This window comes from uncultured Propionibacterium sp., assembly GCF_963539965.1.
In the GTDB taxonomy this organism is placed as follows: domain Bacteria; phylum Actinomycetota; class Actinomycetes; order Propionibacteriales; family Propionibacteriaceae; genus Propionibacterium.
In genome coordinates this window covers 18430-30593 of sequence record NZ_CAUTOU010000023.1, presented here as the reverse complement: position 1 = coordinate 30593, position 12164 = coordinate 18430, and the positions used below count along the sequence as shown (strand labels likewise).

The 12164-nt window shown below is 68.5% G+C and carries 7 protein-coding genes; 5 read left to right on the top strand and 2 right to left on the bottom strand.

Annotation, left to right across the window (positions count from 1 at the left end; genetic code table 11):
* Positions 1–335: 335 nt before the first annotated feature.
* On the bottom strand, positions 336–1187 hold the full coding sequence (locus R2N01_RS05795) for an SUKH-4 family immunity protein (protein WP_316669378.1): 852 nt from the start codon (positions 1185–1187) through the stop codon (positions 336–338).
* Positions 1184–7198 carry a DUF6531 domain-containing protein gene (locus R2N01_RS05790; protein ID WP_316669376.1) on the bottom strand — a complete coding sequence of 2005 codons (6015 nt, stop codon included), beginning with the start codon at positions 7196–7198 and terminating at the stop codon, positions 1184–1186. The genes R2N01_RS05795 and R2N01_RS05790 overlap by 4 nt, the downstream gene beginning before the upstream one ends.
* A gap of 644 nt (positions 7199–7842) precedes the next feature.
* Between R2N01_RS05790 and R2N01_RS05785 the strand changes: the two genes are divergently transcribed.
* The 5 genes from R2N01_RS05785 to R2N01_RS05765 all read left to right on the top strand — a co-directional run bounded on the left by R2N01_RS05785 (position 7843) and on the right by R2N01_RS05765 (position 12108).
* A complete protein-coding gene (locus R2N01_RS05785) occupies positions 7843–8835 on the top strand; it encodes a phosphotriesterase-related protein (RefSeq protein ID WP_316669374.1) in 993 nt (330 codons plus the stop codon).
* Between the two features lie 5 nt (positions 8836–8840).
* Positions 8841–9500, top strand: a complete 660-nt coding sequence (locus R2N01_RS05780; RefSeq protein ID WP_316669372.1) for an orotidine 5'-phosphate decarboxylase / HUMPS family protein — start codon at positions 8841–8843, stop codon at positions 9498–9500.
* Positions 9497–10369, top strand: a complete 873-nt coding sequence (locus R2N01_RS05775; RefSeq protein WP_316669370.1) for an L-ribulose-5-phosphate 3-epimerase — start codon at positions 9497–9499, stop codon at positions 10367–10369. Before R2N01_RS05780 ends, R2N01_RS05775 begins: the two co-directional genes overlap by 4 nt.
* 120 nt (positions 10370–10489) lie before the next feature.
* Positions 10490–11158: an L-ribulose-5-phosphate 4-epimerase gene (locus tag R2N01_RS05770; RefSeq protein WP_316669368.1), complete on the top strand. Its 669-nt coding sequence runs from the start codon at positions 10490–10492 to the stop codon at positions 11156–11158.
* Entirely contained in the window at positions 11155–12108 is a 954-nt protein-coding gene (locus R2N01_RS05765; RefSeq protein WP_316669366.1) for a sugar kinase, read from the top strand. Before R2N01_RS05770 ends, R2N01_RS05765 begins: the two co-directional genes overlap by 4 nt.
* The last annotated feature ends 56 nt before the right edge of the window (positions 12109–12164 follow it).

Sequence of the window (12164 nt, the reverse complement as noted above, 5' to 3'; positions counted from 1 at the left end):
CGTGCGGCTGGCCGGGCGCCTCGCTCTCGAAGGCGCCGGCCCCTCGGCCGGGTCCGCCGGCGACGCCTCCTGCGGCAATGCCCTCGCGGAGACCGTCGACGGCCCGCACGAGGCCGAGCGCGCCCGACCACAACCCGGTCAAGCACGTCTGGAACACCGCCAAGAACAACATCTCGAAAATTCAGCGCGATACCCCGGAGGAAACCTTCGGGGCGTTCGCCTCATACGTCACCGGACGCGTCTTCGACTACGACTTCGAACACCTTCCACCACGTGAGACCGAAGACGATTGTTTCATGAGAGTCATATTCTCGTTACTCGGAAACCTATTTGTCTTAATCTTTCACGTGGTAGTCGCGGTGTATATTTTCAGTTGCAAAATCTCCGTTCAGGAAACGTGCTGCCACATCGTTCCAGAATGCTGATGCGGGGTATTCATCAATCACCGGGTCAATCTCCAGCAGGTCATGGTAGATTTCATCGCACATCGCATCCCTGACGGCGTAGCCGGAATTCTCTGAATAGAATGGATAGCGCATGGCGCAGGCGTGGACACATCGTCCGAAGGCGGAGAGTGAAGAGTTGACAGGGGTCGTGCAGTCAACTATGTACTGAGAAGTCTTGACGACTGCACCAGTGGGGGTGTCGACGCAGATTCGACCATTGCTTTTCGCGAAGGCGATCAGCCCTTGAAGGGGTCCGTTCTGACTGGTGATTCGATATGGCTTGTCAAGGATGCTGTACACGCCATGAAAATATGTCGGTACTGTTCTCAGTTGTGCGAGAACATCCTGTGGGATATTGACATCTGCGGTAATGGGCCAATCAAACTTGCCTACTTCATCGCCGACAAGATGGTCGGTGTCGCCCCACCACGGATCCTCCTGCTCGGTCCCCTCCGGCGGGCTGATCCTCGGCCATGCGAGCACTGCCTCGCGCTCGGTGAGATAGGCGTCCTCTCCAAGTTCCCTGGTGATGGCGTCCGAGAGAATGCCGCGCAGATACGCCACTCTCTGACCGGCTTGCAGCGTTGACATGTATTCCCAGAGAGCATCTTTGGCCGACTCCGATGAATCGAATGATGCTCCGATGCGGTCCAAAGACAGAGCAAGCTCGTCTATGATGGTGAGAATCTGTTTGATTTCAGACCCGTCAAAACGAATCATCTTCGGTTCACGGTGCATCATTTCCTCACGGTAAGGGTAGCATTTTTTAGTTCCAAGTCACCGACGACATAACTTTCTCTGTACCCTGTTAGGGGATTTGTTTGTGTGCCTATGCGATCAGCGGGAACATCTGTTTCGATGATGGCTCTTCCTCTACCCCTGCCGATGCCTAGAGTGCGTTCGGCGTCAGATGGGGACATGGGCTTGCCTTTTGCTGGGGTCATGAACATCTTGTTCTGGTCGCCTGCGACAATCCTTCCATCTTCCATGATCTGGTTTGCACTACTCTTATTCGTGTAGTGCCGCATGCGGACTGTACAGCTGTTGTGAACGGTTGTCCAAGTGGTGCCTGCCCGGACGTGGTAGGTGTGGAGGTCTTCGATTTCGAGGTTGTGGACGGTGCGGGTGTGTCCGGTGGCCTCGATCCTCTGCACGGTGGCCCAGGTGCCGTCGGGGGTGTGGAGCCGGTCGCCGGGGGTGAGGTGTACTGCGGGGGTCCAGCCGCGGTTCTGGGTGAGGAAGGGGTGGGTGGCGGTGGTCTCCACCTGCCCGCCGTCCTCGAGGGTCACGATGAGTGTTGGGACCTGTTCGTGGACGTATGTGCGGGTGACCGTGCGGGCCTGTGCGGTGTCGGTGTCGGGGTCGTAGGCGGTGACTTGGTCGCCGACCTGGACGTCCTGGATGGGTTTCGAACTGCCGTCAGCCATGAGAACGGGGGTGTCGCCGGTGAAGCAGCCGGCCCCGTTGCAGGCGTCGTGCGCGGTTCGGGCGGCGTTGTCGCCGATGTTTTCGGCGGCGTCGCGTCCGATGGTGGACAGTTCGCGTTCGCCGGTGGAGCGGGCGGCCTGTTCGGCGGCTTCACGTCCGGTGGTCTCGAGGGCCTCGCGGCCCGCTGTCTCGGCGGCTTCGCGGCCGACGGCACCGGCGCCCTTGGCGGCACCGCCGCCGGGGACGGGGATGGCTCCGATGGCCATCTCCTTGCCGGCCTGGGCCCAGTCGACGGTGCCGTTGTCGTGTTTCTGCTGGGCGATGCTGATTCCGCCGGAGGTGAGCGCGCCGGACAGGCTCATGAGCGCGAGCCCGGCCGCGCCACCGACACCGGTGAACATGAGCGCGACCCCGGCCGCCACCATCGCACCGGCCGCGATGTACTCCCAGTTGTCGCTGAGCCAGTCCCCGGCCCTGGCGAGTGTGGACTTGTGCTGGTCCCGCCAGGCGTTCATCTCGGCGTCGGTCAGGGGGTGCAGGCCGGTCGGGTCGGTGAACCCGACCGGGTTGTTGCCGGCGTACGCGTACGGGTTACCGACCCAGCCGGCCCCGGTGGTGGGGTCCTGGGGGTCGGGTGCGAGGAAGCCGCGGCTGCCCGGATCGTAGACGCGGGCGCCCAGTACTTCGAGGCCGCCGGGCAGGGCCAGTTCCCCGGCCGCCCCCAGCAGCAGCCCGACGCCGGTGGTGGCGTCGAGTGGCGTGCCGTCGGCGGCCCACGGGTCACTGCTGCTGGTGGTGCGGGTCTGGCGCCAGCCGGGGGTCTGCCAGCCGCCATCCGCGGTGGCGGTGAACCCGGGCAGGGTCAGGGCGCTGGTGCCGGCGGCGGACAGCAGGGACGGGACGGGCGCGGCGGTGTCCCAGCCCAAGGGCCGGCCGTCAATGGCGGCGAGCTCGCCGAGCGCGTCGGTGAACAGACTCACCCGGGCCCGTTCCAGGGCCGAGTCGAGCGACACCGTCTCGAGGCGGGCCAGGGTCCCCCATCCGTAGGTGCGGACCGTGCCGTCGGCGTGCTCCTCGCGGATCCTGCGGCCGGCCGGATCGTAGGAGAACCGGGCCGACACGACACCATCCGCGCTACTCTGCGTGAGTTGTCCGGCCGCGTCGTAGTTGTAGAGGTAGTGGCGAGCGGCGCCGGGGCCGTCGGTGATGGTCTCGGCGGTGAGGCGGCCGGCCCCGTCCCAGGTGTAGGCGGCGGCGCCGCCATCGCCGGTGACCTCGACGAGCTGGTTCGCGGCGTCGTAGGTGTAGCCGGTGTGGGAGCCGTCCCGGGACGTCCAGGAGACCCGGCCCTGTTCGTCCCGGCCCACAGCCGTGTGTGACACCGCACCGCCCCGGCGCACGAGGTGGCCGGTGACGAAACCATCCCGGCGCTCCCATTCCTGACGCACCGCCCGGCCGGCCCGGTCCTTGGCGGTAGCGGCGGTCATCTGCCCGGACCGGTCATATTCGTAGGCAACCGTGCCGAACGCCGAGGATTCGACACGCACCAGCCTCCCGGCCCGGTCATAGCCGTAGCCGGTGCGTGCCCCGTCGGGGGTGCGCATCCACGCCCTGCGCCCGTCCCGGTCGTAGCCCCATGACACGGCGCGGCCGTCACGGGCCCGCTCGACGAGCCTGCCCGCATGATCCCACCGGACGGTGTGGGTGATGCCGCCGGTCTCGGTGACCGTCATGGTCCGGGCCGTGAAGTCACGGATGACCCGGTGGCGCACCGTCCCGTCCCAGGACAGGGCCACGAACCGGCCGCTGCGGTCGTACTCCCAGCCCGTGGTGTGCCCGTCCGGCCCGGTCTGTGATGTCTGCTGGCCCGCCCCGTCGTACTCGGCGGTCGTGACCCGGCCCAACGGGTCAGTCGCCTTGACCACGTTGCCGAGACAGTCGCGCTCGTACCGGGTCACCCCACCGGCCGGGTCCGTCACCGCGACAAGCGCGCCGAGCCGGTCGTACTCGTACCGGGTCACCCCACCGGTGCCCGACACCGCCTCGACAAGATTCCCCGCCCCGTCGTAGGAGAACCGGCGCCGCCCGCACAACGGATCCCGAAGACCGGTCACCCGACCCGAGAGGTCATAGGTGTACCTGGTGGTGCCATACCCGGGCACGTGCCGCGCGGTGACCCGGCCGCACTCGTCATAGGCGTACCAGGCCCGCTCACCCCCGGGCCACGTCTCCGACACGAGCCGCGAGTCAGCGTCATAAGCAAAACAAGCGACCCCGCCCACCGGAGCGGTCACCGTAGCGAGCCGGCCGCACTCGTCATACGAATACGCTGTGACAGCGCCCGACGGGCGCACCAGCTCCACGACTCGCCCGGTCAGGTCCCGCACCAGCCGCGTCACGCCCCCGTCCGGGTCCACGTGCTCCACCGGACGGCCGCACCGGTCATACGACGTCACCCGGTCGGTCCCGTCATCGCCGGTGGCCACCGTGACCCGGCCCAGCCCGTCGACCGTCACCATCTCGGACGCGGCCCCATCCGACACCGTTCGGACCCGTCCCCGGCCGCTCGTGACCCAGTCCCTGCGCACCCCGGTCGGATCCACCGTCGCGGCAAGCTCACCGTCGACGCCGTACTCCCGGCGCCACACCCCGCCGGCCGGGTCAATCGTCGCCACCAGCCGTGACAGCCCGTCGTACGCGTACTCCCACCGGGACCCGTCCGGAAGAACCTCCTCGGCCAGGTTGCCCAGGTCGTCCCACCGGGACGTCACGACCTCGCCCAGAGGGTCCGTGTAGGCCTCCCGTTCCCCGTGCTCGCCGTACCCGTACTGCCTGCGGTACCCGCTCGGATCCACCACGGCGGTCAGCCGCCCGCCCGGCGTGTGCTCGAACCGCCACACGGCCCCGTTCGGGTCCCGCCGCGAGGCCAGCCGGCCCGCCGGGTCGTACCGGTACTCGGTGCGGTGGCCCAGCGGGGTCACCGCCGTGACCACCCGGCCCGCATCGTCACGCACCAGCCGGGCCACATCCCCGGCCCCATTCGTCGCGGACACCAGGTCGCCGCGGGCGTCGTGGCCCAACCCGACCCGCACCCCCGCAGGGTCCACCACCTCCGTGAGCAGATTCCCATCCCAGGTCAGGCGGGACACCCCTCCCTCCGGGTCCGTCACCGTCGACGGATTCCGGGCAGACCCCTGGTATTCGTACGCCGTGACCGCCGGCTCGTCCCGGCCGTCGCCGACGGGCGCCCCCGCGGCAGTTCCGCCGCTGCCACGGTCGTCTGTGCTGGTGTCGGTCACTGTGACCCGCACGACTCTGTCCAGGTCGTCCCACTCGTAGTCCGACCGCGCCCCGGTCTCCTCCACCCGGGTGACGAGCCGGCCCCGCCCGTCATAGCGGCACACCGTCACCCGACCCTCCCGGCCGGTTACCTGGACTCGGTTGCCCCACCGGTCCCAGCCGATGCTCTGTCGGTTCCCGTCGGCGTCGATCATCCCGACCAGACGGCCTTTCCGGTCGTGCACCCACGTGTTCGCCCGGTCCCCGTCCGCGTCGGCGACCTGGGTCACATTGCCCGGCAGGTACGAATAATGAGAGACACGGCCGAACGCGGACCGCTGCGACACCACCTGCCCGCGGCCGTTGTAGGTGTTGTCCACCTCGACCACACCATCAGGATCGATGACCCGTGCGATCAGGCCCTGCCCATTCCACTCATACGAACGGACAGCGCCACCATCAGACACAGCGCCGGTCAACCGGCCCGCCGTGTCGTAGGCGTAGTCCACCCGGCGCCCATCACTGGCCGCCAAGGCGATCACGCGGGTGCCCTCCGGGTTCCATTCGACCGTGATGGCTCGGCCCCGCTCGTGGGTGAGGCGGACCAGCCGGTTCCCGTCCCACTCCCAATCGACCCGGGTGCCCACGCCCCGGCCGGTGAAGACGGGCCTGCCCGCACGATCGAAACACCACCGGCCGCCCGCATTGTCGGACACCACAAACACCCCGGCGTCAGCACCGGCAGCGGCGTCGCCGACAACGGAAACGGCAGCAGTGGCGGAAGAATTCTCATCGCCGACGCCCGCGGCACCGGCGGCTGCACCGGAAGAAACGGCGCCGGTAACGCTCTCCCCGCCGACCGGATCGCCTCCGGCGGGACCGCCGGTATCAGCAGCGGCAGCATCGGTGGTGGTGAGCCAGAAACTGTCGCCGTCGGCCCGGTCCCAGCCGTTCCCCAGCCGGCCGAAGGTGATGTGCCGGCCCGACGCCTGCACCCACACCGCGCCCTCGCCGTTCACGGTCAGCCGCTGGTCGGCGGTCGACGCCCAGCCCGGCCCGAACGCCCCGATGCCGGCCGACAGGGAGTTGTACATGCGCTCGAACCCGAGCGAGGCGCACCCGCCGGTGAACGAAAGGTCGGTCTCCGGCTCCACGAAGTTGCCGGTCGTCGTGTTCACCGGGTCGTCCGCGTAGCCGGAGGTCTGGGGGTCGCCCTGGATCGACGGGGCCGCCACGTCCAACGGCGTGCGAGTCTGGTCCACGCCCGCCGCCTGCAACGAGGCATCGATCGACGCGTCGGAGACGATCGAGATCGCCCCCGTCCCGCCGGCGGCCTCGAACGCCGCCGCGACCGTGTCGACCCACCGGACCTCGTTCGAGTTGTTCGACCCGAACGAGATCAGCGCGGTCGTGATCCCCGACGCGTCGATGCCGCACCACGAGCACTTGTCCGCGAAATCGGCGATGGCGCCGTCGAGGGCGCCCTTCTGGGTGGTGACCGTGTCGTTGGCGCCGGTCACGTTCGACGAATAAGTGCGCAGGTCGTCCGGGCGGGCCGAGCTCACTGCCCCGGTCCCGCCCGGCGTGGGCTCGGTCCACGGCGTCGCCGCCGCCTCGTGAGGCTCTGGCAGCGGCACCTGCGCCGGGCCCGAGGGCGGTTTGTCCGTCCCCCAGAACCCGTCCCACAGGCCCTTCAGGAACGATTCCCGGTCCTGCCGGTCGGCCCACTCCTTCGCCTGCCGACGGCGGTCGCGCTCGGCCCGGGCGGCCTCCTTCAGCTTCTGCACCTCAGTCACCAGGTCGTCCAGGGCCGAGGCGATGTTCGAACAGTCCGTCGAGGCCGCCTTCGCGTTCAAGTCGAACACGTCCGCGTAGTGCCCCTTGAAATCCGTCAATGCGGTCGTAGCCCATCCCGAACGCGAGGTCGCCTGGCTCTTCAGCGTGCCCGACAGGGTGCTCGCCGCCGACACCAGCTCGTCGGCCGTGGCGTCGTCGAACGCCACCGGCTCGTCGTAGGCTCCCAGCTTGTCCGAGTACTCGGTCACGACACGATCCTTCCCTTCCCACGGATTCAGACGGGCCGGACCAAGGGGTGGGCAACCACATCATATCAATGATAGACCCACCCGCCGCATGCGCACCACCACCCGAACGCCATCTGGACGCGCAGCCGCACCATGACCAGGGAGAAGATCAGGGATGACCCTGAAACGAGACTTCTGGAACTCGAAATCCTCGATGGGGCGTGATGATGCGGACCACTCCGACACGTGTCATCGGGGATGGGGACCGGACCCCGGCCCGTTGAGCCGCTGTCCGTGATGGTCGGGGTGCGTGTCACCGGAGGCGAGGGCGGTTCCAGTCCGGCTGTGGAGAACCCGAGCTCGACGTGCGCCGTTCCGGCTGCGCGTTCTCCGAGGGCGGGCGCGTCCTGACTCACTATTTACACTGCTCACAGATGTTCAGCTTCGTGACTGTCGAGAGCGTCCAGGGCGTTGAAGTTCAGTCCGGATCGCCGCCTTCTCGTGCGGCTTCTTCTTCATCCTGATTCACACATGTGATCAACCGTTGTTGCTGGCGCGGTTCCCCCCGGGCGATAAAGAAGGTGCGGCGCAGCCTGCGAGCGGCCCCACGGGGCGGCGGGCGGCCGCAGCCGCCATTCCGCGAAGAAGAGGAAGGAACCCCCGTCATGGCCATTGTCCGTACGATCACCGGCGACGTCGCGCCCGAGACCCTTGGCGTCGTGAACGCCCACGACCACCTCATCCGCGTCGGAGCGGGTGAGGTCTACATCGACCCCGACCACCTGCTCGACGACGTCGACAAGGCGGCCCAGGAGGCCCGCTCCTTCGCCGAGGCGGCCAAGCGCTGGTCTCCCACTGCGACCGTCATCGACATGTGCCCGGCCTCCAGCGGCCGCGGCGTCCTCAAGACCCTTGAGGTCGTTGAGAAGGTCCCCGGCCTGCACGTGGTGCAGGCCACCGGTTTCCACCAGCAGAAGGTCTACCTGGAGTGGCGCCAGAGCTGGGTCAACCAGTACACCGTCAACCAGATCGCCGACCTGCTCATCGCCGACATCGTCGAGGGCATCGACCGCTTCGACTACATGGGCCCGATCGTGGAGCGCACCTCCGCCAGGGCGGGCGTCATCAAGTGGGCCACCGCCTACGGCAGGATCACCGAGTGGGAGCGCAAGTCGGGCAGGGCCGTCGCGATCGCTTCCAAGGAGACCGGCGTCCCGGTCAACACCCACGTCACCGCCGGCACCTGCGGCCCCGAGCAGGCCCGCTTCCTGCTCGACGAGGGCGTCGGCCCCGCCAAGATCGCCATCGGCCACATCCAGCGCAACTGGGATCCGTGGGTGCTCGAGCAGATCACCAAACTGGGCTGCTACGTGGAGCTCGACGGCACCAACCGCACCAAGTACGTGCCGGACAACGCCCGCGTCGATCTGCTGCGGGTGCTGGGGGAGAAGGGCTACGGCAGGCAGATCCTGCTCGGCACCGACTCCGGCAAGGCCTCCTACCAGAAGGTCTACGGCTCGGTCTCGGGCATCGACTACGATCCTGCCGTCTTCGCCCCGCGCCTGCTGGACGACGAGGGCTTCGATGCGTCCTACGTCGATGATCTGCTGATCAACAACGCCAGGACCTTCTTCGCCTTCGATCCGCTGAGGGGCTGAACGTCATGGCGACGAGACCGCGTCTTCAGATCGCCCTGGACACCCTCGACCTGCCGGCCGCCCTCGGTCCGCTGCAGAAGGCGGCCGAGGACATCGACATCATCGAGTGCGGCACCATCCTGGTGCTCTGCGAGGGCTACCGCGCGGTGCGGGCCATCCGCGCCCTGTTCCCCGACAAGCGGATCCTCGCCGACGTGCGCATCGCCGAGGCCGGCGCCAAGATCTCCCGCCTGGCCTTCGAGGCCGGCGCCGACCTGGTCTCCTGCGTCGCCGGGGCGTCGCTGACGACCGTCGGCCAGGTCTGCGGGGTCGCCGCCGAGTTCGGCGCCCAGGTGCAGGTGGAGCTGGCCGACGAGTGGTACGACGTCGAGCGCGCCAGGGCCTGGCGCGAAGCCGGTGCCCAGCACGTCATCGTCAAGCGCTCCCGCGACCGCGAGGCAGCCGGTGACCTGAGCTGGAAACCCGACGACATCGCCAGGATCGACGAGCTCGCCTCGCTGGGGTTCACGGTGACCATCACCGGGGGCATCTCGCCGGAGGACCTGCCGGTCTTCGCCGGCCACCCGGTGGGCATCGTCATCGCCGGGCGCTCCATCGTCGAGGCCCCCGACCCCGCCGCGGCCGCGCACAGGCTCAAGTCCACCATCGGGCGGGTGTGGCCATGAGCGATCTGAGCGACGGCATCACGCTGGGCGTCTACGAGAAGGCGCTCGTCTCCAACCCGCTGGCCGACGGCGACGACTGGCGACGCTTCCTCGAACAGGTGCCGGCGGCCGGCTTCAGCTACCTGGACATCTCGATCGATGAGGCGCCCGAGCGCGAGGCCAGGCTCGAATGGGCGCGGGACAGGCGTCTCATGGTGCGCCGTGCGGTCGAGTCGGTCGGCACGATGATCGGCGGGATGTGCCTGTCGGTGCACCGCCGGATCGCCCCGGGGTCGGCCGACCCGGCGATGCGCGAGCGCGCCCGGCGGGTCATGGCGCAGGGCCTGCGGCTCTGCCACGACCTGGGAATCGGCGTCCTGCAGGTGGCCGGCTACTACTGCTACTACGAGGGCCCGAATCCCGACGCCGAGCGCCACTACGCCCAGCTCCTGGCCGACTCGGTCCCGACGGCCGCCCGTCTGGGTGTCGTCATGGGCATCGAGAACGTCGACGGCACCGATGTGACCTCCGTGCGCAAGGCGATGCAGTTCGTCGAGGAGGTCGGCTCCCCGTACCTGCAGGTCTACCCCGATCTCGGCAACATCGCCGAGCAGGAGCTGGACCCCGGCGTGGAGCTGGCGGCCGGACGCGGCCACATGGTGGCCCTGCACGCCAAGGACGTGCGCGTCGGGGAACCCCGGCGCGTGGACATGGGCACCGGCATCGTCGACTGGGACCGCAGCTTCGAGCTGCTCAGGGCCCAGGGCTGGGCCGGCCGCATGATGATCGAGATGTGGAACGACGACGCCCCCGACTCCACGGACCGCTCGTCCAGGGCCCGTGAATTCATCGCCGAGCATCTCACCAAGGCCGGGATACCGGTCCTATGACGGCGCGCACCCGTTTCGAATTCCGTGCACCGGTCGCCGCCGGCGGGGCCCGGACGGCGACCGGGCGCACCCGAGAACCGCTGTTCACAATCCCTTCAACGTTCGAGGAGGAACGTTCCCATGCTGGAAGCACTCAAGGAAGAGGTGTGCGAGGGCAACATGGCCCTGCCGCGCCACGGTCTGGTCGTCTGGACCGGGGGGAATCTGTCGGCCCGCGACCCGCAGACCGGCCTGGTCGTCATCAAGCCCTCGGGCGTGCTGTACGACCGCATGAGACCCGATGACATGGTCGTCGTCGATCCCGGCGGCAGGATCATCGAGGGCGACCACGGCCCGTCCTCCGACACCGCCTCGCACCTGTACATCTACAGGAGGCGCGAGGACGTACGCTCGGTGGTCCACACGCACTCGACCTTCGCCACCGCCTGGGCGGCGACCGGGCAGCCTATCCCGTGCTGCCTGACCGCCGTCGCCGACGAATTCGGCGGTCCGGTGCCCTGCGGCGGCTACGCCACCATCGGCACCGAGGAGATCGGCGAGCAGATCATGGCCCACATCGGCGACTCGCCTGCCATCCTGCTCAAGCAGCACGGCGTCTTCACCATCGGGGCGACCATCGAGAGGGCCGTCAAGGCCGCCGTGATGGTCGAGGACGTGGCCCGCACCATCACCTACGCCAAGACCATCGGCCGGATCGAGGACCTGCCTCAGGAGGCCATCGAGGCCAACCACGACCGCTACCTGAACCGGTACGGCACCGCGGCCGCGTCGACGGGGGTGGGGGAATGAGCAAGTACGAGATCTCCACCATCGGCGAGGGGCAGATCCGCCTGACCTGCTTCAAGGGCGAGCGCCTGATGAGCGCCCATCAGCTGCGCATGACCGCGGCCTGCTCCGAGGCGAACGTCGCCGGCCTGCTCAGCCAACTCGGCCGCAAGGCCGCGTGGGCCTCGGTGATGCCCCGCGGCGAACTCGGCGACCGCGTCGTCAACGAGTTCCGCGGGGTGGGCGTGGACGTCTCCAACGTCGTCATCAAGCCCCGGGGCCGGGTCGCGCTCTACTTCATGGAGCCCGGCGAGTACCCGATGCCCGCGAGGGTGCTCTACGACCGCGAGCACACGCCCTTCAGGTCAGTGGCCAGCGCCGACCTGAACTGGGACGACATGCTCGACACCGAGCTGGTGTTCGTCACCGGCATCACCGCCGCCCTCACCCGGAGCACCGCCTCGGTCGTCACCGAGTTCGTCGACCGGGCCGCCGAGAAGGGCGTCAGGATCGCCCTCGACGTGAACTACCGCTCGATGCTGTGGGACGCCGACCGCGCCCGCAGCGTGCTGGAGCCGATCGCCCGCAGGTCGAGCATCGTGTTCTGCTCCCGCCGCGACGGCGAGGCCGTCTTCGGCGTGAGGGCCCCCGGCCAGGACGCCTGCGGCGCCCTGCGCGAGCTGTTCGGCGTCCCCACCGTGGTCTCGACCGACCAGGTGGACGGCGTCTACCTGTCCGACGCGGTCCGGGGGGAGAAGACCTTCGAGGTCACTCGCGTTCCGGTACTCGACCGTCCCGGTGCCGGCGACTCGTTCGTGGCGGGCACCCTGCACGGCTTCCTGTCCGGGGACGTCGAGCAGGGCATCAAGTACGGGCAGCGCACCAGCGCATTCGCCCTGACCCACTACGGCGATCTGACGCACCTGTCGCCGAGCGAACTCGACATACCGACCACCACCGACATCGTCCGCTGAGCCACGGGCCCGCGACCGTCCCGGGGACTGGCGCCCCGGGACGGGGCGTCGCCCTC